This is a genomic window from Bacteroides sp. GM023 (assembly GCF_014750685.1).
Taxonomy (GTDB): Bacteria; Bacteroidota; Bacteroidia; order Bacteroidales; family Bacteroidaceae; genus Bacteroides.
Window position 1 is genome coordinate 295,504 of sequence record NZ_JAAXGE010000014.1, and the last position, 24,065, is coordinate 319,568.

General features: G+C 38.4%; 14 protein-coding genes. 2 read left to right on the top strand and 12 right to left on the bottom strand.

The window, feature by feature from the left end; all coding sequences use genetic code 11:
• Positions 1–2 precede the first annotated feature (2 nt).
• From HC965_RS23785 to HC965_RS23820, 8 genes are all read right to left on the bottom strand, one after another.
• A complete protein-coding gene (locus HC965_RS23785; RefSeq protein WP_223855002.1) occupies positions 3–3,443 on the bottom strand; it encodes a TonB-dependent receptor in 3,441 nt (1,146 codons plus the stop codon).
• A gap of 198 nt (positions 3,444–3,641) precedes the next feature.
• Positions 3,642–4,577, bottom strand: a complete 936-nt coding sequence (locus HC965_RS23790; RefSeq protein WP_191033811.1) for a FecR family protein — start codon at positions 4,575–4,577, stop codon at positions 3,642–3,644.
• 108 nt (positions 4,578–4,685) lie between these two features.
• Complete coding sequence (locus tag HC965_RS23795; RefSeq protein ID WP_191033812.1) at positions 4,686–5,225, bottom strand: RNA polymerase sigma-70 factor; 540 nt, start codon at positions 5,223–5,225, stop codon at positions 4,686–4,688.
• Between the two features lie 253 nt (positions 5,226–5,478).
• Positions 5,479–6,828 (bottom strand): hypothetical protein, encoded by a 1,350-nt coding sequence (locus tag HC965_RS23800; RefSeq protein ID WP_191033813.1) that lies wholly within the window; start codon positions 6,826–6,828, stop codon positions 5,479–5,481.
• Between the two features lie 39 nt (positions 6,829–6,867).
• Complete coding sequence (locus HC965_RS23805; protein ID WP_191033814.1) at positions 6,868–8,367, bottom strand: sulfatase; 1,500 nt, start codon at positions 8,365–8,367, stop codon at positions 6,868–6,870.
• Between the two features lie 15 nt (positions 8,368–8,382).
• Positions 8,383–10,443: a beta-L-arabinofuranosidase domain-containing protein gene (locus HC965_RS23810; protein WP_191033815.1), complete on the bottom strand. Its 2,061-nt coding sequence runs from the start codon at positions 10,441–10,443 to the stop codon at positions 8,383–8,385.
• Positions 10,444–10,543: 100 nt separating this feature from the next.
• Positions 10,544–14,635 (bottom strand): two-component regulator propeller domain-containing protein, encoded by a 4,092-nt coding sequence (locus tag HC965_RS23815; protein ID WP_191033816.1) that lies wholly within the window; start codon positions 14,633–14,635, stop codon positions 10,544–10,546.
• Between the two features lie 330 nt (positions 14,636–14,965).
• The gene (locus tag HC965_RS23820) at positions 14,966–15,286 is read right to left on the bottom strand and encodes a multidrug efflux SMR transporter (RefSeq protein ID WP_191033817.1); all 321 of its coding nucleotides are present in this window, start codon (positions 15,284–15,286) and stop codon (positions 14,966–14,968) included.
• A 170-nt stretch (positions 15,287–15,456) separates the two neighbouring features.
• On the opposite strand from HC965_RS23820, the gene HC965_RS23825 reads away from it, so the two are divergent.
• A complete protein-coding gene (locus HC965_RS23825) occupies positions 15,457–16,029 on the top strand; it encodes a Crp/Fnr family transcriptional regulator (protein WP_191033818.1) in 573 nt (190 codons plus the stop codon).
• An 8-nt stretch (positions 16,030–16,037) separates the two neighbouring features.
• Here HC965_RS23825 and HC965_RS23830 read toward each other — a convergent pair whose 3' ends face one another.
• Positions 16,038–16,604: a sugar O-acetyltransferase gene (locus HC965_RS23830; protein WP_223855003.1), complete on the bottom strand. Its 567-nt coding sequence runs from the start codon at positions 16,602–16,604 to the stop codon at positions 16,038–16,040.
• A gap of 73 nt (positions 16,605–16,677) precedes the next feature.
• Positions 16,678–19,149, bottom strand: a complete 2,472-nt coding sequence (locus tag HC965_RS23835) for a glycoside hydrolase N-terminal domain-containing protein (RefSeq protein WP_191033819.1) — start codon at positions 19,147–19,149, stop codon at positions 16,678–16,680.
• 144 nt (positions 19,150–19,293) lie between these two features.
• Here HC965_RS23835 and HC965_RS23840 point away from each other — a divergent pair, with 144 nt between their 5' ends.
• Positions 19,294–19,659, top strand: coding sequence for an MmcQ/YjbR family DNA-binding protein (locus tag HC965_RS23840; protein WP_191033820.1), 366 nt, complete (start codon positions 19,294–19,296; stop codon positions 19,657–19,659).
• 68 nt (positions 19,660–19,727) lie between these two features.
• Here HC965_RS23840 and HC965_RS23845 read toward each other — a convergent pair whose 3' ends face one another.
• Positions 19,728–20,978 (bottom strand): TolC family protein, encoded by a 1,251-nt coding sequence (locus tag HC965_RS23845; RefSeq protein ID WP_191033821.1) that lies wholly within the window; start codon positions 20,976–20,978, stop codon positions 19,728–19,730.
• Entirely contained in the window at positions 20,956–24,063 is a 3,108-nt protein-coding gene (locus tag HC965_RS23850) for an efflux RND transporter permease subunit (protein ID WP_191033822.1), read from the bottom strand. Before HC965_RS23850 ends, HC965_RS23845 begins: the two co-directional genes overlap by 23 nt.
• Positions 24,064–24,065 lie beyond the last annotated feature (2 nt).

Sequence of the window (24,065 nt, forward strand, 5' to 3'; positions counted from 1 at the left end):
TTTTAAAAGTTAACACTAATCCCCATTGATAAGGTCCTGGAAAGTGGGTAAGCGTTTCCATTATACCCTTTTCCTAAAAGTTCAGGATCAAATATGGAACTGAGTTTTGTTCCTGTCCATAAATTCTCTCCCGAAAAATAAACACGTAGATTCTGTATGTTGATTTTTTGAACAATACGGGCTGGAATAGTATATCCTATCTGCAAATTCTTTAGCCTAATATAAGAAGCATCCTGCAAATAACGACTTTGAACCTGTTTGTTCTTTTCTGTTCCAAAAATAGGACGGGGATAATATGACGTCAGATTCTGTCCTAAAGGATGACTTTCATCCAATCGAAAATAATCCTTATGTTCTGTGAAACCAGTAGACCACCATACATTCTTATCATTTCCCCAAAAATAATAACCATTCTGAAAATAATCCCGTTTCATTACTCCCTGGAAAAACACACGTATATCAAATCCTTTCCAATCCGCAGATAAATTAATTGCAAAATTGTATCGTGGCGTCTCATTTCCTATAATCATCAAATCTCCATGATTGGTTTCTGTGTTTGCTCCTGAATCAATTTTACCATCCCCATTCAAATCAGCATACATAATATCACCTGCATTCCAGTTATTTCCTAATGCATCTTGCCCGCCATGAGGTAATGAGGCTAAGTGTGTGTCCATTTCTTCCTGGCTTCTGGCAATTCCTATGGTTTTATATCCCCAAATTTCACCATACATTTGTCCGGTTCTATAAAGTTTTGAGTCCAGATTCAGTGCTTCATTAGGATAGGACAAGATCTTAGTTTTAGCATCCGACAAATGAAATGAAACGCTATAGCCCAAACCATTCCTCAAACGATCTCTCCATTTCAAACTCAGTTCCCAACCATAGGTGGATAAATCTGTATTATTTTCCATCGGGACATCTGTTCCTAACACAACAGGCAATTCACGGGCAGGCCCTACCATATCATAAGTAGAACGATTAAAATAATCAAAAGAACCTGTTAATCGATTTTCAAAACAACCAAAATCAACACCAATATTCCAGCTTTTTATCGTTTCCCATGTCAAATTACTGGACACCAAAGCCGGTGCAGAACTTATATTAGGCTTCAAACCACCCACCAACCAGTTACCAGCTCCCATTTCTGTATTCATAATCGGGAATGTAGGATAATAATTAGTTGTCAGTTGATTTCCCAGTGTACCATAAGAACCGCGTAATTTAAAGGAACCTATATATTTAGATAAATTACCCCAAAAGTTCTCATGAGCCAAGTTCCACCCTAAAGAAAAAGAAGGAAACAATGCCCATCGGTCATTAGCTCTAAAACGGGATGAGCCATCATAGCGCATATTAACCTCTGCCAGATATCGTCCCTCATAATCGTAGTTTATTCTTCCGAAAAAGCCGGCTGTAGCCCAATCGACAAAACCACCTCCGACCACCGGAGCAACAGCATTTCCATTGTAATCATATCCATTAGTTGTATCCAAATAAGGCGATTCGGGAACCATTATGCCATTTTTATATGCCTTGATATTTTTCTTATTTTCTTCTTCTATCTGAAAACCTACCATTAATTTCAGATTATGCTTTTTACTGATAGAAGTGGCATATTCTCCATATATATTCAGATTCATATAGTTCTCACGGTAATAACTTTCATTCAAACCCGAAACCTGCGAAAAAGCATAGGGTTCACCTTTCACATTGTGATTATAAGTAATCAGTTCCGAGTAATTTTCTTGAAAGTTCGTCGTACGATAATTAAATTCAGAGAAGATCTTAAATGACTTTACAGGTTCTATAGTCAATTGGATTTGATGATAATTCAAGTCGACTTGTCGATTTAAATCTCCGCCATCCCTGATATTTAATGCAGGCGATGGTGCCGCAAACATATAACCATTAGGATCATAGACTGGTAGGTTTGGCCATCCTTGGCGTGCCAACGCCTGAAAATAGTTATTATTCAGATAGGTAGGACGCTTGAATTCATTTCTTACAAATCTTTCATTCACCGACAGAGTCATCCAATCAGTTAACTTCGCAGAAAACTTGGCATTAAGTGAATATCGTTTTGAGAAATCTGCATTAAAGTTCATGAACCCATCCCTGTGATTATAATTCCCTGACGCATAATAATTAATTCTATCACTACCACCAGATACGCTTAAGTTGTGTTCCTGCGAAAAAGCAACATCTTTATACATGACATCGTACCAATCCACATTTGCATTAGCATCTTTATAGGATCCCCACACATTCGGATTTTTGGGGTCAGGTATTGTGGTTGTAGTTATTTTTCCGTTTTGATAATCCAATACCCGCTGAAGCACATCCTCTTGAAAAAAATTCCCCTTACCTTGATTTACCTGGGCATCATTCAAAAAAGTCATAAACGTATATGAATCCATCATTGATGGCAGGTTTGTAGGAGAACTCCAACGCAGATTGGCTGTATAATTTATATTAGTACGTCCTTGAGTTCCTTCCTTTGTTTTTATTAAAATCACACCAAAAGGAGCACGGGAACCATATATTGAAGAAGCCGCCGCATCTTTCAATACAGATACACTTTCTATGTCTTGTGGGTTAAGAGTATTTATATCCCCCTCCATTCCATCAATCAATACCAAGGGACTTCCTTCCGAACCTTTTCCAATCGTGCCAAGACCACGGATATTCAAATCCGGATTACTATCAAGACCACCGCCATTAGTATGCACATTTAACCCCGGAAGCTCCCCTTGTAACATCTCGGTGGCCGATGAATTTGCCCTTGAAATAAAGGCATCACTACTCACCATGGCTACCGCTCCTGTCAGATTCTCTTTCTTTTGAGTTCCAAAACCAACTACCACAACTTCTTCCAGGGCTTGAGTATCTTCTTTTAATACAATTCGATACTCAGAACTTGTTCCCACAATAAAGTCTGTTGTTTGATAACCAATATAAGAGATCTCTACTTTATTCCCCAAACTCACAGTTATAGTAAACTTTCCCTCGAAATCAGTAATTGTTCCGTGGTCAGCACCATACACTTTAACAGTTGCACCTATCACTCCAGTTCCAGTATTGTCGACAACAATACCGGTTATTCTTTTCGTTCTGGTCTGTAATATATTCTGTTTCAAAGGTCTTTTCATAATCATGATATTGTTACCTTCCATATCATAAATTAAGTCAGTACCATCAAAAGCTTCTTTAAGAACTGTGGAAACAGAATGATTTGAGCTGCTTATTTGTACTTTACGATTTATATCTATCTCATTTTTGTCATACACAAAAAGATACTTAGTCTGACTCTCGATCGTTCTAATCAGTTGCAACGTAGTCATACTACTTACGGGGATATTCACTTTTGCATTCTGTGAGTTTACATCATTAGCAAACAAACTTGAAGCAAACAAGATGGTTAACAATAAACATAGTTTCATAATTCGAAGAAAATATTTTAGATTATAAGGCACAGTACATATCTTGTACAAATTATTTTTCATATATTTGCAATGGTTTTAGTTTAGTACTTAGATTGTTAGTTGACTTCAAAGGCTATTCAAAACCTCTAAGCCGGAACAATGTTAGCGCATTAGCCGGCTTTTTTCATACATTTTTCATTTATCCATAGGCTATTTCTATTTAATGATGATGATTTTTTTATCAATAATATTCTGATAAGTGAATCGGTGCCTTAATTGGAGTACCTTTAAAATATGTTCCACTCCATCTATTGTTCTGAATTTACCTGTAAATTTATAATTCAGCAGTTCTTTGTTATAAACTTCGATCTTTATATTATAATACAACTCTAGTTTAGCAAAAATTTCATTAACAGTTTCATGATTAAAGCTCATAATTCCATCCTTCCACATAAAATGATCTATGTTTGCAATCATTCCTTTATAATTTTTTCCTTCTTTACTGTATATCCTCATTTTAGGCTTCAAAGCAACACGCTCCTTTGAGGGAGTTGTTACCATCACTTCACCTTTTAGCAAGGATGTCTCAAAAAAATCGGATTGGTTATAAGCGATTATATTAAATTCGGTACCTAACACTTCCACATTATATCCTTTAGCCTGTACTATAAAAGGATGTGTTTCATTCCGCGTTACAGAGAAAAAAGCCTCTCCTTCTAAAGTAACTATTCTATTTTTAGAGTCAAAATGAACAGGATAAGTCAAACGGGAATTTGCATTAAGCCACACACGGGTTCCGTCAGATAGTTTCAACTCGGCCCTTTGTCCTTCAGGCGTATAATAAGTCTGATATTCACTTTCCTTACTTGATGGATAATATTTTAAACTCAACAATGTAATAACTACAATCGCAGCTATCTTCAGGAATTCCAATACGATTTTCTTCATTGTACCTGCACGGTGAGCATTCATATGACCAACTGAAGATATTTCTTCCTTTTTTTTGTACCAAAGACTGAGGTCATGTAGTTTACGCAAAGCAAGAAACTCTTTCATATGATTAGGATCAGCTTCTAACCAACGGGTTATCTCCCCTTTCTCATCCAAAGAAACTTCTCCTTTAATATAGTTATATAATTTCTCCTTTTCCATTTTATCAGATTTAATATGTCTATCCTTCTTATATATAAAACGATTCATATCTTCAACACCCTAAACGAAAGAAGAAATTTATAACTTTTCCCCTCAAAAAATGTTTTCTTAGAATAGACTCATTATTATAATAAAAGGCAGATAGTCTTTCAAACTGATTCGAAGGGTTTTCAAAGACTTCGTAATATGATACTCAACTGATTTCACTGAAAGTTTCATACTAGATGCGATTTCCTGATTTGTTTTATTTGAAAAGCGGCTCAACTCAAAAATAATACGAGTTTGCTCAGGTAATGTTTGTAATGTTTTGGTTATAATGTCATGAATTTCCATAGATAATAACTCGTCAGAGTCACATGCTTCCAAAGTAGATATACGTATCTGAAGCTCCCTTTGGTAAACATCAGCCATATTTCTCAAAAAATCTTCTTTTACTATTGCATGTTTCAAGTAGTCCAGTGAACGGTTCTTAAGCATAGTCAACAACATTCCTTCAAAAGAATCAATGGAACGCTCCTTCAATATTTCCCATAGCTTTATCAATACATCTGAAACAATATCCTCCGCTATCATTTCATCATGTACATATGACTTTGTAAATAGAAAAGCCTTTTTATAATATGTAGTATATATACTATTAAAATCCATCCCTTCCAACTCACTTCCTGTTAGTATTCATACTTCAACATTCTAAAATCACCATTTGGTGGGATATAGTGAATGTCACGAATCTATTGCTATCTACCTTAGCTATTTTTTAGCTCCTGTTTGTACTATCAGGAGCATCATCAAGTAGAACTGGATCTCTTGAAAAAGAAGCGGGGTAACCATCTAAGAAATAGCAGTTGTATAAGCATGTGTATATTTATAAGTATCACTTACGTTTCTATCCACTCTACCCTTATTCTGCATCCACTAACCCTGCTCTCAAACAAACATTGACAAAAGCTGATGCAGACCAAAGTTGCCTTCCTGAGCCTCCTGGTTCTTTAGTTTTCCAATTCACAACTTCATGAAAAGATCCCCCTTTCACACAAGTACGAGCCAACAAGGCCGCATTTTGAGAAGCATAACTTTTATGTCCGGCAAGCTCCTTTGCCCACAAGAAGAAGGTATCTACAAATGGCCAAGATGTGTTATTATGATAACTTTTTGCCCATGGATAGAAAGGATGAAATAAAGGAACTCCTGCCCATGTTACCGGATAATCAGATAGGCATACTTTGGCATCTTTCCCTTTTACAATTCCAGTAATTACAGCCAATGCACTTCCAAGAGCATCTCGACGGGATTCCAGTTCACCATTCATGTATTTAAAATAAGAAAACGTACCATCCTTAAAACGAAGATTGGACAGAATGGAATTTTTTAAATGTTTAGCCCTCATCTCCCATTCTATTCCTTCCGTCTTTCTGCCTGTTTTCCGACAGGCCATAGCCATCGTCTGCAACCCTTCATAATATAAGCAATTAGTAGATAAGGCTTTAATAGATACACAATCGGCTATGGAAAAGTCTTGAGGATAGCCAGTTGCCTTTGATTGTTCAAAATGAATATCTATAAAAGAAGCCTGACCTCTATACAGACCATCTGATTCATCATAAAAAGGCGAATAAAGTTTATCAAAACATTTTTTCCCTACTTCATATAACCATTGCCATTCGGCCAAATTCTCATTTTTCTCAAATAAATCTCGTGTCGCCCACAGCCATACAACATCATCCGTTCTTCTCGTATATGAATTGGTATTATACTTATTCAGGTATGTTTTCTCATCAAACGATTCTTCCATCCAATCTCCACCTATTCCTGGGACAAGATAATCCTTAGCTACACGCAGCCCTAATTTTAACCGGACATCTCTACTCGTTTTCAATGAACTTAGCATTTCTTCCGGGTAAAGTACATTTAACCCCAGTATTCCTGAAAAACTTATATCCCTAGTATATATTCGTAATCCGAAATTTTTCCCGGCACCAAAGTATCTTCCATTATTTGTCTGAACAATATTAGATTCAATATCCGAAAGAGCTACCTTCCAAAGCTTATGCATTATCGGCGTACCTTTAGATAATTCAGTCATGTTAGCAGGCTCTACAGAAGGGAGCATTTGCATATCAATCGTACGTAAAGAATCCAAGACAAAACGCTCTGTTAATTTCAAATTAGCAGCTTCATAATATACCTTTTGAGCGCTGCATCCAATTGTCAATAAAAGACAACAAAACAATAACTTCAACAATTTATCCATTGTATAATATTTTAATATTTATATTTCATCAAGCTCTCCTTATCTGCCAAAATAACCTTTGGCTGACGCTTGTATGCATCTATTTTCATCCACCCAGCGACCACGATACCAAGAACAAGGCTTAAATTTATCATTCAGTTCTTTCATTTTAAAAGCCATTTGTTCTCTCTTTTCTATTAATGTTCTAGCAAATTTCGGTTCTGCAACCAAATTCCTAGTCTGCTTGGGATCATTTATGTTATCAAACAGAAGCTCTTTGCCATCTACTAAATATTTGGCATATGTATACTGTTTATCACGCACAGATCTCCATTCATGCCCGTCTTTCCATTGGAACGTATGTCCCATCCCTTGCATAAATGCAAAATCCGGTTCTTTACACTTTCTCCCAAAAGCCAAAGGAGACAGATCCATGCCTTCTACAGCTTCTGGAATCGGCAACTGCATCATGCCTAACAAAGTCGGCATAATATCCGGTGTATTCAAACAAGCTTCAATCTCCTGTCCTGGTAGTATTTTACCTTTCCAACGTATCATAAAAGGTACCTTAGCCGCACTATCATAAAATATCATTTTGAATATACGCCCGTTTTCTCCAAACATTTCTCCATGATCGGAAAAGAATACGATAATCGTATTTTCATCTAGTCCCAGTTTACTAACTTTATCCATCAACTCACCCATATAATCATCAATACTGGATACCATAGAATAATACACCCGTTTCATTTCAGGAATATTCTGCTTCCAATAAGTTATCCATTTTACAGGATTTGCATTCCGATCCATATATTTGTCGGGGACATCACTCCAATTGGAAGGTAATATAAAAGGAACTTCTTTGTATCGGTTATAATATTTCTCAGGCACATTATCTTTTGTCCATGGATCATGGGGAACCCCTATTGACAGAAACAATGCAAAAGGCTTCTTTTCTTTACAAAGACGTTCCAAAGAACAGCTTGCCATTTTAAATTGTTCTTCAGGTTCATATGTCCCTTCACCATAATAAATTTTCTCTTTTTTATCTTCATAGTAATAAGAATTCATATTGTTATGATGGAAGTTATACGCCTTCCACTCTCCATCAAACCCCAAACGATCGGGACCTTTCGGAATGAAGGCACACTCATCTTGATGGTGATCTGAACACGTTCCATACAAATGCCATTTACCGATATATGAAGTGTTGTAGCCATTTTCTGTCAAGACATGTCCCCAAGCACGTTGGTTTGGGTTTAACCGTAATTCATTAATCACCATCCCTGTACTTGAAGTATATTTTCCTGTAAAAAGAGACGCTCTTGCCGCAGCTGACACAGGAGTGACAGCGACAGCATTAGTAAAGTCCGCGCTTTCAGATTTAAAGCGGTCGATATTGGGTGTCCTCGCTATTTCGTCTCCACGACATCCGAATACATCATTCCTAAGCTGGTCCGTTATCACAAAAATCAGATTAGGATGTTTTTGTTGTTTTTCCCGGGCAGCCATTGGTAATGCAGTTATCAATGTCAAACCGATAATTATATTTTCTCTCATACTACAAATCTAAAGTTATCCATTTGTATTATAGTCAGTCGAACTCTCCTCTTTTTCCTTATATATCTTATCAGGTTCCTCTATCAATAAAAGAGCCATTGGTGAAGTTCCACGATTTTCCCACATAAAATATGGTACAGCCTTAAATTGAACATGCTCACCATCTAATAATCCTATGCCTTCCAATGTCATTATCCCCCCCAATATTTCTTTTGAATAAATGGCATTTACCTTACTTTCTACCGGCAACATCATAGAAAGAATGTCAAAAGCATTATCTATCCCTTCTAAACAGTATAATAAAGGCCCCCTCATCATCGCCACTCGTCCTTGATTTGCTTTAATTTTGTCATTCGTATATATCCTACGAATACTCATATCAAAAATTACATCTACCGTATCACCCTTTTTCCAATTTCGCTCCAAGGTAAGATATCCCTTCTTATTTGCTGGTACAACATACTCCTCACCATTGATCTGTAACACATACCCCTTTTGCATTTCATCGCCATAATAATAATAAGGAGAGTTCGGAATATGTTCCTTTGCCAACCATTGCGGAATACGGATATGTAGAGCAAAACAGCCACTCGTTTCTATTTGAAGTTTTGTTTTTCCCTGGTAAGCATAATCCGAAAATTGCCGTAAGCATACTGCTTTTCCTTTCAACTTCGTTTTCAGCTGACTTCCTATAAATTGATTAACATATATACCATTATCATCCTTAGCATATATCCAGCGCCCAATTCCCGTTATAAAACCGGGCAATTTTGAAGGGCAACAAAACAGGTAGGTTTCCCTAATCCCTGAATGCTTGTTTTTTCGTTTTCGATTGTTTATATTAATTTTATTTGAATAAAAAAACTTTTTTCCATCCAAACTGATACCTGATAAAGCACTGTTAAACATTTCCAATTCAACTAAGCCTGCATATCTGGCATCACCAGACAAAAGATTCAATCGATGATTCCATTGCGCCTGCGCAATATTCGCACAACACTCACTATAAGTAGGAAAAATAGGTAAATCATACATATCCCCATGCTGTTCCGCTTTAGTACCATTGCCTGTTCCACCATGTATGTACATTTTCCCTTTTACAATACTTTCCCAAAGTTTAAATAGGCTTTCTTTCAAATCTTCAGCACCAGTAGCACGTACCACATCTGTTGCACCAGTATATATATAGGCCGTCCGTACACAATGTCCAAACGCACAAGACTGCTTATGCAGAGGTTTGGAATTTTCCTCCTTATTAATATCTACCGGACGAGAGAAATTTATATATCGACTCATCAAGTCTGCCATATAAAGATATTTAGCATCCCCCGTTATCTCATATATTTTCATCAATCCAATTTCAACTTCCGGATGGTCAGCATACATTTTAATTTTATCCTCATCAAAATCTTTACAAATTAAATCTGCAAAACGGATTGCAGCATTTAGCAGCCTTTTTTTACCTGTCCCTCGATAATATGCGACTCCCGCCTCCATCATATGTCCTGCACAATAAAGTTGACTATAAGCAAAAGGCCAATTAGTTTTCAGAGATTTCCAACGATTAGAAGGACCAAAACCAAATGTATTGACATTAGGCAGATCTGGTTGCGGAGCTGCCGGATGAGCAAAATCAAGCATATACTGTGTGTGCAGGTATCCGGTGCTATCTTGCGCAGCAACGATATCATCAATTATAGAGTCACAAACAGTCTCCAAAGTCAGGTTACGACAGAAACTCATTGAATAGCCTGCCGCTTCCAATAATTTATAAACGTCTGAATCCGGAGCATTATAAAGCCTTAATTTTCCCTGTTTTCTACCGGAAACAATTCGAAAATTATCAATTTTTCCCTGTTTCTCCGCCAACTGGAATAACAAAGGAAGTGTCACATCCTGGATGACTTTAATACGTTCATTCCAAAAGGGATCATCTACCTTTACTTCATTAAATTCAACCGCAACCAAATCTGAATTAGGATAAGAACGATTCTTTGCGGACACACTTATGGAAGGTAACATATATAAAAATAGTATGCCACATAAATATTTCCATTTACAAACATGTTTTCTCACTGGTGTATAGCTTAAAATTATTAAAAGCAAAATTATGCCATTTCAGACCTATACACCGGATAAAAATCAGTCAAACACTGGGGAAAAATCAGTCATCGGATTAACGCCCTAACGATTCCATATACTTTGTGGGAGACATACCTTTTTCTTTTTTAAATATCAAACTAAAATATTTAGGGTCAGTAAATCCTACCATATACGCTACATCGGACACTTGTAAATCGGAACGTTGCAATAGCATACATGCTTTTTTTATTCGTACATCACGTATAAATTCATTCGGTGACATTCCTGTCAATGATTTCAGCTTCCTATATAAAGTAGACTGTGTCATATTCATCATGCGACAAAATACATCATTAGAAAATTCACTATCTTCCATTTGTTGCTCTACAATTGATATAGCTTTATCAAGAAACTCCTGGTCCAATTGAGAAAGCCCCAACTCCTGTACATTCAAATTGTCTTGCTGACGAAACTTTTGAACTAAAATCCTTCTATTGGTAATCAGCGCTTTTAACTGTGCAATCAATATTGCCATTTCTACAGGTTTAGTTATATAAACATCAGCCCCTGCATCATATCCTTCCAAATGATATTCAGCCTGCGTCTTGGCTGTCAGCATAACAACCGGCAAATGATTCAGAGCAATATCTTCCCTGATTTCCCGACATAATTCAATACCGTTCATCTCAGGCATTACATAATCAGTAACTACTATTTCTATCTGATCCGATTCTTTCAATACGGCTAACGCCTCTTTACCATTAACAGCTGTACTGATTCTAAAATGCTTCTCCAGCACCTTTGTCATCACAGTCAATAAGTCAATATCATCTTCCACCAGCAACACATGAATTTGCCTGTCAGGCATGTTGCTATTCACAGCATCCATACCAGCATTCTGATTTTCGTTCTCTGTTATTTCTGCCACATGAGCAGATTTATAAAGTTCTTTATTCTGTTCTTCTTGAGATTCAACTTCCTCATCCAGTTGTTCATCAGTATAGTTCTCTTTGTCTGCCGGAACAATGATTGTAAACAAGGTTGTTTCTCCCGGTATACTCTGTACGGTAATTGTCCCCTTATGCAACTCCACCAAATCCTTGGTTAAGGAAAGTCCTATGCCTGTTCCTTTTGTTTTAAATTTACGATAATCTCCTTCATAAAATCTTTTAAAAAGCAACGGTATTTTGTTTTCAGGTATTCCATCACCAGTATTTTCAACCTTTAACACCAAATATCTTTTTTCTTCTTGAACAACCTGAGCTACAGAAACCGATACCATACCATCCTGATAGTTATATTTCAATGCATTAGACAATAAATTATAAATAATCTTATCCAATTTGTCCACATCAAAATAAGCCATTATCACTTCTTCCTCCGCCTGAAACTTCAATGTTATATTTTTCGCTTGCAATAGAGGATAAAAATTCTCTTCGCATAGGTTTCTTACAAACACTACAATATTATTATAACTTACCTTCAATTTCAAGTTGCCACTCTCTGCTTTCCTAAACTCCATAATCTGTTGTAACAAACGTTGAAGTCTCTTTAAATTAATTTTCATTATATTCAACATTTGTCCATCCGTCTGCCCGTCTTGTTTAAGGCTTTCAATAGAACATTGTAGAACACTGAGAGGTGTAAACAGTTCATGAGAAATATTTGTAAAGAACTTCAGTTTTGCTTGGTTGACTTCTTCTGATTTCTTATGTTCAATCTGTTCTATTTTTAATGCATTCTGCAGAAGTATTCGCCGTCTGATAGTACGAATCACAATATACGTTCCTATAACAAACAATAATACATAAACCAAATATGCCCACCAAGTTAGCCAGGGAGCTGGCAATATAGCAATTTTCAGTTCTGTCGGGTCAGACCAAATACTATTCTCATTACAGGACTTCACTTGAAATATATAATTCCCTTTAGCCAAATTATTATAAGAAATATATCTTTTATTAGCATCTACGTATATCCATTCTTTATCGACTCCTATCATTCGGTAAGCATAACGATTAGCATAGGGATTAGAATACGAAATGCTACTAAAGTTAAGCATCACATTATTCTGATCATAGCCTAAAGTCAATTGTTTTGTATAAGGAGGAAGTTCACATTCTTTGATTTCCTTTTTATCTATTAATTCCTGCAAAGGTACATTCATAATTGACACATCCACAATCACCGTTTTAGGAGCAACAGAATCAATACGGTTTTGGTGAGGCACATAACAGTCTATCCCATTATATCCTCCAAAAAGTATTTCTGAATCAGAGAGTACGAGTGAAGCCCCCGTCACAAATTGAGTATTGACAATGCCATCACTCTGTGTATATAAAAGTACATGATCTTTTTGTTTCAAATTCATACGAACAAGTCCCTTGCCTGTAGCCAACCACAAGTTTTCTTGTTTATCCTCAACAATAGAGTAAATCGCATTATCTGAGAACATCCGGATAGCTTCCAACATTTCAAAGCTATCAGTTTGCTTATTATACCTGCTCAGCCCACCACCTTGAGTTCCAATCCATATTCTGCCTTTAGAGTCACGGCAAAAGCATAAGACGTTATCATAATTAAGTTTCTTATTTTCTAAATCATATTTAGTCAATTCTTCATTTGCCGACAAATGGAGAGCACCATAATTCTTTGTCCCTATCCATATGCCATCCTCATCATATAATAAGGTCTGTACGCATTCATTCATTATCTCGGCATTAACCTTTTCAACAGGTTCAATGCTATACTTTTCCTTATCAACGGATTTTCCAATAAATAATCCCTGCTCCGTGCCAATCCAGACTCTTCCAACCGAATCTTGTATCAAAACATTTATATTCTTCAACGTTGGATACTCATCCCGTAACCGCTTCAATGAAACAGCTTTTCCATCTTGATAATTAAGTACATATAATCCGTCATAACGAGTTCCTAACCAAATACTTCCAGTTATACGGTGCTTCATTATTGCCTGAATAGCATTACTCTCCCTATTCAAATCGCGAAGTATATCTATATCTTTATATGAATACTGCTTACCTGTTTTCCTGTCCCATAACAACAAAATATCCAAGCGTACTCCCATCCAAACGATAGCATCCGAATCTTCATACAAAGAAGTAACGATTCCACTTCCAGACCTTTTAATTGCTAATGGATTATGAACAAAAGAGACATATCTTCTCACCATTTTGTTTACACCTCCACCTAAAGCAGATGTCCAAATTATATTCTTGTCATTTCTAAACAAAGTCCAAATTTCACTACTGCCCAATACATCCGCCCCGTAAATGGTAAAACCTTCAGTATTTTCCAAATCATTCAAAACAGCTAATCCCTTGGCAGTACCAACCCAAATTTCATCATTTTCATCATCATAAATCAATTTATACAAGACTCCACTAGGCAAGCTACCTTCACGTTCAGACGATGGGTACAGTTTATAATTCTCAAATTTCTGTTCAAATGGTTTATCCAATCTCAACAGCCCACCACTATCCCAAGTAGCAATCCACATTCTATGCTTTTCATCCTCAACAAAGCTTGTTACGTTAAGAGGTTTTCCTTGAAAACTTGTGACTGATTCAATTATCTCCAAATTTTCCGGATTAAAAGTAAAAAAGCCACTTCCCCATGTTCCTGCCCAAATGATACCTCTAGAATCTTCATACAAAGAACGTACATAGGCTTTCTTTTGTAAAATAAACTCGTTTGAAACTATATTATATTTATAAATTCCACTAGTTGTACCTAAAAAAATTTCTCCTTTACGGGTAATCAATATACTTTTAATCTTATTCAATAGATTATTCTCTACGGGAACAGAAGTGGTGCGTCCTGTCATAGGATTAAATATAACCACTTCTTTGGTTGTAACAACCCACAAATTCCCATCGTTGTCTTTATCTAAAAGAAGAACATGATTCGAAACAAAAAGTGAAGGAAACAAATAGTCCGAACGGTAATTCTTAAATAGATAACCATCATAGCGACAAAGTCCATTTGTCGTACCAAACCACATAAATCCCAAATCATCTTGAATAATACAAGTGACTTCATTACTTGACAAACCTGAATTTACATTCAAATTTGTAATATCGACTTGCGGCTGAAATTTGCCTGTATTAGAAAAAACTTGTGAAGCTATAAAAAGCAATAAAGAAATAAGAATTGTGCGTTTCATATCATTAATTCATTTTTTGAAGTGATCTTTATGTCACACTCACCAAAAACGAAAGCAAATATAGAATTTATTCTAGAATATTCATCCCTTTGCAACAAGCTTAACACTCATAAACGAGTTAGCTTTCTCATAAATTCTACTTTTTTTTCAACAAAAAGCAAAATATAAGCAGATTAACATTTTACAATTCAAAAAGTTACATGCTTAGTTTTCCACTACTATTCATATTTACATAGTGCTAAAATTATAAGTAATCAGATACTAAGTTACACCGCTTTACAATTCTATTAGTTTATAGAAAGTATTGAGCAGAGCCCCCACTTTCTCTGATTATATCAGTTTCAATCCTACAATCGAAATAATCAAAGTCGTCATAAAGAACAATCGTCCCAAAGTGGCAGGTTCATGGAAGAACAGAATTCCGACCAACACTGTCCCCACTGCTCCTATACCTGTCCAAACAGGGTATGCAGTACCTATCGGTAATGTCTGTGTCGCCTTTGCCAAAAGCAACATACTCAATGTTACAGATACAACAAATCCTGTCCCCCACAAATAGTATTCAGGTCCCACTGTTCCTTTTATTTTACCCAGACAATAAGTAAAACAGACTTCAAACAGTCCGGCAATAATCAATATTATCCAATTCATATCTTCCTCCTTTTAAATTAGATTGCTAAATTAGTCCGATTGCCGGAGCTTTCACTTTACATTTGATAAGAAATGACTGCATAAGAGGATGAATTAATCTTCTTTTTCTATCGTAACTTTTCGTATTTTTGCAGAAAATGATTGGATGCTATTAATGATTGGATACAATTATGGATATACACGAAATTATAAATAAGATATACCTTATGCCGGAGACTTCTACGGATAAGTTGGTAGAACGTCTGTCAAGAGTGAATTATCCTAAAGGGTATCATATCTTGGAAGCCGGTAAAACCGAGACAAATATCTATTTCATTAGAAAGGGGATTGTCAGGGCTTATATTCCTGTGGATGGTAAAGAGGTTACCTTTTGGATTGGAAAGGAAGGTTCTACCATTGTCTCGTTAAAAAGTTATGTGAATAATCAACAAGGATATGAGTCTATGGAACTTATGGAAGACTCTGAGTTGTATCTATTAAAGCGTAAAGACTTACACGGATTATTTGAGAAAGATATTCATATTGCCAATTGGGGACGTAAGTTTGCAGAGTCAGAGTTTCTGCAAACAGAGGAAAGGCTTATCTCTCTACTGTTTACGACAGCATCGGAACGATACATGAAACTAATACAGGATAACCCTGAATTATTGCAGAGAATGCCACTTGAATGTCTTGCTTCTTATTTAGGAATGACTCCGGTAAGCCTGAGCCGGATAAGGGCGAAGTTGAAACGGATGCTTTGACAGCATAACTAAACTTCCCGTATAACCCGGCAAGGATTTCCGACTGCCAGGCTATTCGCCGGAATATCTTTAGTTACCACACTTCCGGCTCCAATAGTCACATTATCACCAATAGTAACTCCCGGCAAGACAACGGAGCTACCGCCAATCCATACGTTATTTCCTATTGTAACCGGAGCAGTGAGTGACTTCCAAAACTGGCTGTTTTGAGATAGTCGTTCCGTCGGATTCACAGGATGAGTGACTGCGTAGATGTGGACGCCAGGACCTATACCGCAATTGTCTCCAATCGTAATGCGATTGCAATCCAAAAAGACACAGTTCATATTTATCTCAACATGACTGCCTATATGTATATTCTCTCCATAATCGACAAAGAAGGGTGCCGAAATCCAAACATTATCTCCATGCGAGCCTAATAATTCATCCAAAATAGCAGATAATTCTTCACTGTTCCGGCTATCCGTATTATTATATCGGAGCTGAAGTTCCTTTGCATAATGCCAACGTTGGAGTAATTCCGAATCGCCGCAATCATATATTTCTCCGGCAAGCATTTTTTCTTTTTCTGTCATAAGATTAATCTTTTATATGTAGAAGAATTCTACTATCATGTATTTATAAATCCATCTATTCAAAATCAACGAATCAGTTTTTATAATTTCCACCCCGTTCTACTGTATATTCCTGTCCGGGTTCAGTCATTATATCATATTCATATACCTTATACAAAGCAGGGTATTGCGGGTTTATTTCTTTCGAGATTAACGGACTTTTGATAGTCGCTTCTTTATAAAGAGGATTCGGATTTTTCCCTTCCGCTTCCTTCAAGCCAACACCATGTAATGGAACGTAGGAACGTAAGCGCAAATTCCCTCCTAAACGGGAATGAATAACAGCCTTATTCAACTGTACGCCGTCCCATTCCATATCTACGACAAAACCGCCACGGGCTACTAATCCCTTTACGCTTCCCTTTGACCAAACATCCGGTAAAGCGGGTAATAGATGAACCGCTCCATCATGACTTTGGAGTAACATCTCTGCGACTCCGGCAGTATATCCGAAATTACCATCAATTTGGAAAGGCGGATGCGCATCAAATAGATTCGGATAAGTACGTCCTTGCGGATATTCTTTCCTTAAATCATCATTAGGCAACAGTTTCAACAGATTACTAATCATACGGAAAGCATGATTTCCATCCAACAATCTCGCCCAAAGATTGATTTTCCAGCCAATAGACCAACCTGTTGCTTCATCTCCGCGTTGCAACAATGTATTCCTGGCAGCCTGAAAAAGAAGGGGATGGGAATAAGGTGAAACCTGATTGCTTGGAAATAATCCATATACATGAGATATATGGCGATGATGGTCTTTCGGATTATCCATATCTTCCAGCCATTCCTGCAATTGGTTATACTTACCGATCTGCATAGGAGCCAAACGGTCAAGCATCGATTTCAAAGAATCCTGATAAGCAACCGGAGCATTTAATATTTTGGAAGCTTCCAAGGTATTGCTCAATACATCAAACACAATTTGATTATCCATCGTACATCCGGCAACAATGGTAGAAGCCTTTTGCGTATCTTCTCCACCCGGGCCATGCTCCGGTGACATGGAAGGCGCGCTTACCATCCATCCGTACTGAGGATGCTTCACTAAAAATGTAAGATAGAAATCTGCCGCACCTTTCAAAGCAGGATATACTTCAGCTAAAAATGCCTGATTGCCTGTGTATAAATAATGTTGCCACAAATGAGTTGTCAACCAGGCTCCGCCATTCGGCCATGTACCATAGAAAGCACTATCTACCGGCCCCGTAGCACGCCAAAGGTCTGTATTATGATGAGTTACCCATCCTTTTGCACCATACATTGTACGCGCTGTCTCCTGTCCGGTCACGGCCAGTTCTTTCACCATTTCAAATAAAGGTTGATGTGTTTCACTCAAATTAGTGACTTCAGCAGACCAGTAGTTCATTTCTGTGTTAATATTGATTGTGTATTTTCCATCCCAAGGAGCTAATAGTTTGTGATTCCATATGCCTTGAAGGTTGGCTGGTTGTCCACCCGGTTGTGAGGAAGAAATCAATAAGTAACGACCAAATTGGAACATCAATGCTGCCAAAGAAACATCTTTTCCTTCATTGAAGCGAGCCACACGTTCTGTGGTTTCATTCTCCGCAGCCTTACTTGTTCCTAAATCAAGTTTCACACGGTCGAACTGTTTTTTATATAATGCGGTATGTTCAGCCAGTGCTTTTTGATAAGGACGTTTCATTGCAGTTTTCAGATAGTTCGCAGCCCTCTTGCTTTCATTGGCTTTCACACTCTGATAATTTACAAAGTTGGTAGCAGCCGAAATATATAAAGTAGCAGTTGTTGCTCCTTCCACAACAATCCGTTGATTATCTACTGTCATTTTTCCACCTTCCACATCTGCCTGTGTTTGTGTTTCCATACAGATAGCTCCTTCGACACCTTCATGCGCCTGCCCGTTTCCTGTCAATATCAGTTTCTTTCCTTTCCGCACTACCCTATTCTCCAAAGGAGATTCATAGCTTGCCGTAAAGTTTAATCTCCCGGACTGGTCTGCCGTCAAACGGACAATTACTACATTATCAGCAAAAGAAGTGAAAACTTCCCGTTGAAAAGTTACGCCATCTACTTTATAGCGGGTAGTCGCCACAGCACGTTCTAGGTCCAAATCACGATAGTAATCTGTTACCTGATCATGCCCCGGACTACTAATTATCAGGCTTCCTATAGTTTGATATGGCATTCCGTTTTTTCCCGTGTAGAATGTCTTTTGGATAAGTTGCTGTGCATCCGCATTTCTGTTAGCAAATATCAATGCACGTACTTCTTCCAAATGTTTTAAAGCTTCGGGATTATCATTCCGGTAGGGACTACCTCCCCATACCGTTTCTTCGTTCAACTGCAATTCTTCACGAGCAGTGCCTCCGTAAACCATTACTCCCATCCGGGAGTTTCCTAATGGCAAGGCTTCCACCCAAGTTTTTGCCGGTTGTTTATACCAAAGTTTTAAATCATTCGCTCTTATCACGAAAGAGAAAGACAATAAAAGACCAAGCAGAAATACCTGTTTTCTCATAATATTATAATTTATATTGCCGGAATATAACCTTCATTCCGGCATGCATTTTATTGAACCAGTAGATTATACGGAGCAAACATACACAAAAATCTTCAAATTTTATGTATGTTTGTCTTTTGAAAAAGGATAAAGGGAGAAACCATGAATATCGAAGAATATAGAGAATATTGCTTATCAGTCAAGGGAGCAACAGAATGTATGCCATTTGGTGAAAACACTTTAGTTTTTAAAGTTATGGACAAAATGTTCACCTTTGCTACATTACGACCGAAGGATGGAAGATTTTGGGCTGACATGAAATGTGCTCCTGAAAAGTCAGAAGAATTAATAGAGCAATACGAGGACATTTTTTGGGGACCTTTTTCTGATAAGAAACATTGGATTACTGTTTATTTAGAAGGGGATGTATCTGATAAGCTTATAAAAGAGTTGATTAGTCATTCGGTAGAGGAAGTCATAAAAAAGCTACCTAAGAAAAAGCAGGAAGAATATCGCTCAATGATTTGACATTTTAACTACAACTATCCGGCTTCACAATCAGTATTGATAGCAAAGCCGGATAAGACATCTGTTCTTTAGAAACGTATATCCCAAATTCCACAAGACTTTTCAAGCTCTACCAATGACGTAACATATCCTTTCATTGTTTCAAGATACTCCTGTTGCACTTCATTATAGGTACGTTGCGCCACTAATACATCCAAAATATTAGTTTCGCCACGTTTGTATTTATATACCATTCCATCCAGTACCTTTTGAGAATCTTCAAGCATTCCCGATTTAAATTGAGCCACTTTCTTTTTCTCCGCTTCATAGCCGAACCATGCCTGAGTAATCTCCGCCTGTATTTGTAATTCCAAATCTTTTTCAATTATTTCAGATTGGGTAATACGAAATTTTGCTGCTTTGATAGCCCCCTTATTTATATTTGAAAAGGTGAGAGGAACAGATATTCCCGCAGTGGCAGAACGGGCCGGGGGAAGAAAACCGTTCCAGTCCCTTTCATAAGAGACAGACAGACCGATATTCGGACGACGTTCCGCCTTCGTCAACCTATACTCCCGGGTAGTGACTTCTGTACTTTTCTGAACAGCAAGTAAGTCTATGCGATTATTCAAACCGACTTTAACCAGTTCCGGCAAATCAAACTCACGGCTTAATTCATCCCAATTACCAAACGGAATATGGAGAGTATCCGCAGCAACTCCCATATGCCTGTTCAACATAACTAATGCAGATTGATACGCTGCTTCCTGTCCATAAACCGTATTGAGCAAAGTGACAGCTTCCAGTTTCGACTGGCGTGCGTCATTCTCCGTAATCTCTCCGGCCACATAACGCAAACTGTCCGACTGGCTCAATTTCAACATATATTCGTAGGAGCTTTGCTGTACTTTGAGTAGCTCCCTTTGTAGAATCGCTTCCAGGAAAAGATTGGCAGCCTCCGCCCTCAGCTCCTGGAATCCCTGTTCTAAAGTCAATTTTTCAAGCTCGGCCTGACTTCGTGCTAACTGGATACGTGCTCCCCGTTTATTTCCCAGTTCCAAGGAATAAGAAAGTCCCAATGAGAAAGTTTCATTACCGGCTTCAAATCCCAGTTCCGGGTCGGGGAATACTTTCTTAGCAACCATCTCCGCGTCGGCTATACTCACATTCAACTTTTCCGCCAAATAGTTCAGATTATTCTTCCCCACCCTGTTCAGATATTCTTCGAAAGAAATATCCTGGTGGGAAGTTTTCACAGGAAGTTGCGCAAAAGCAGAGATACACATTGCTTCCACAATCAACAAGAGAAATACAATATTAGAGCGTATATTCTTTTTCATCATCCTTCTTTTTATTTAAAACATTCTTCTCAATCAGATAATAGAAAACCGGAAGCACAAACATGGAAATGAGTGTTGAGAACATTAATCCATATACGATAACCGTCGCTAAAGGACGTTGTACGTCGCTGCCGATTCCGGTTGCCAAAGATGCAGGGAATAACCCAAGCGCTGTGGTGACGGAAGTCATCAGAATGGGACGGAAACGTTGGCGTGCCCCTTCAATAACAGACTTCTTCAGTTCCATTCCACCTTTACGTAAACTGTTTATTTGAGATACCATAATAATACCGTTCTGTATGGAAAGCCCGAACATTGCGATGAAACCGACCGCAGAAGATACATTCAATGTCATCCCGCGTACATTAAGGGCAAGCATCCCTCCGAAAAGAGCTAATGGCACAATGGATAATACCAACCCCGCCTGGCGGAACTTCCCGAATGTAGCATAGAGCAAGATAAACATACACATCAACGTCAAGGGAAGAATAATGGAAAGGCGGGTATAAGCCCTGTTCTGATTCTCAAAAGCTCCTCCCCATTTCACTGTATATTTACTTTTATCATAGTTCACCCTTTCATGGATAGCATTCTGCGCTTCTTTCAGGAAAGATGCCAGGTCGCGTCCACGCAAATTCAATTTTACCGTCAGATGACGCCTGTTCATTTCACGGGTAATCGTACTTTCGCCAACACTTAGTTTCACATCGGCAACCTGTGAAAGAGGAATTTTAGCTCCTGTAGAAGAAGTCAGCATCAGTCCGGCTATCTTTTCAGGAGTATCCCGTGCTTCTTCTTTATATTTACAGGTAATATCATACTGCCTATCTCCTTGATGAAGTTGCGCGATAGCCTTCCCACCGATTGCTACTTCTATCAAATCAGCGACATCCGACACATTCAGCCCGTACCGGGCAATCGCGTCCCGGTTCATGATAATTTGCAGTTGAGGTAATGGCGGTTCCTGGTCAATATCCAAATCAACAGCCCCTTTCACTGTTCCCAGTACTCGTGTTATTTCCTCTGCGATGCGGCGTGTTTCCCGGAAATCTTCTCCATACACTTTTACGACCAATTCACTATGTGCACCGGCAATCTTATCCATCACGCCGTCTATCATCGGTTGACTGAATCCTACTCTAAAGCCGGGCAGTGTCTTGTACTCTTCTTCCAGTTCATCAATCAAATTCTTCTTGGTCTTTCCTTTCGGCCATTCATCATAAGGCTTTATACCGATAGAAACTTCAAAATGCGAAGGGGTGAACGGGTCGGTACCATCATCATTTCTCCCTGCCTGAACCATGATATAAGTTACTTCGGGATATTTCATCGTGCGGGCACGAAGGGTATCGGACATCTCTCTCGATTTCTCCACGGAAATGCCGGGTGGAAGATTCACCTGCAACCAAATAGAACCTTCATCCAACTCCGGCAGAAAATCTTTCCCTACAACGGCACTCAATACGATGCCTGCTATCAGAACCAGGCTTGAAGGTACAATTGCCTTCATGGGGTTCTCTACCAATTTCGCTATCACACCGGTATACTTCTCTTTCAGTTTCTCCAGCCATTTATTCTTATAAATCTTGCGCGGCTTGCGATAAATAGCATAAGCAAGTCCCGGAATCAACAAAAGAGCAACCATCAGAGCGCCAATCATCGCATAACTCATCGTAAATGCCATTGGAGTGAAAAGTTTGCGCTCGACACGTTCGAAAGCGAATAAGGGCAAATAGGCTGTTATGATAACAATGGTTGAAAAAAGAATAGGGCGGCCTACTTCTTTGGCACGCTGCGCAATGCTTTTTTCTTCTATGTACTGTCCGGGATTATCTTCCCGTTTCTTGAGAATAGTCTCCAGCATAACGATAGCCCCATCTACAATTATTCCAAAGTCAATGGCTCCGAGCGACAAAAGATTGGCAGGAATATCCGTGAGATGCATAAGGATAAAAGCAATAAGCAAGGATACGGGAATCGTGACAGAAACCAGCAGTGCCCCACGCCAGTTACCCAAAAACAGGATAAGCACAATAATCACCAAAGCCATTCCCATCAGGAGAGTATGGGATACTGTATCCAAAGTTGTATCTACCAGGTTCGTACGGTCAAGAAAAGTATGTATTTGCACACCTTCCGGCAGGGTTTCATTATTCAATTCATCCACTGTCGCATGAATACCATCCAGCACTTTGGACGGATTTTCATGTTTCAGAAGAAGCACAATCCCTTCCAGGCTTTCGGAATAATTGCGGGTACGGTCTGTATATCCCAATACCCCTTTCCGTTCCAAATTACCGTACTTCAAAGAACCTATATCATTCAAAAAAACAGGAACACCAGACGTCGTGCTCACTACGATATGTCCTAAATCGTCCAAATTCTCAATCAATCCGATACCTCGTACCACATACCCCAAGTCTCCCCTGCTCAAAACACTACCACCTACATTGGCATTGTTATTTTCGATAGCTTCGATAACCTGGTTAAGCGACAGATTATATTGTTCCAGTTTATGGGGATTGATTTCCACCTGGAACTGTGTAGTGATGCCACCGAAATTTGTTACGTCCGCCACTCCCGACACTTCTTTGATACGGGGAATAATCACCCAGTTCTGAAGGTCTGTCAGTTCACGAAGCGAATGGCGGTCACTTTCTATAATATAACGGTAGACCTCTCCCACAGGTGAGGTTAGCGGGTCGAGCCCCGGAACCGCTCCATAAGGTAATTCTACTTCGTTCAGTCTTTCCTGTACCCGCTGGCGACTCCAATAATCTTCCGTTCCGTCCTTGAACACAATCGTAATCATAGACAGCCCGAATGTGCTTTTACTACGCATGACGTGCATACCCGGCAGACCGTTGATAGCACGTTCCAAAGGAATAGTAATCTGTTGTTCCACTTCTTCGGCGGCCAGTCCCGGCACCTGGGTGACAACCTGCGACGTGACATCTGCAATATCAGGATAGGCTTCTATGGAAAGCTGTGTCCATGAATAGTATCCGAAAATACTCATCATCACGAACAAACAAAGCATCACCCATCTTTTCTGTATAACTGAAAGCATTAAATCCTTCTTCATAA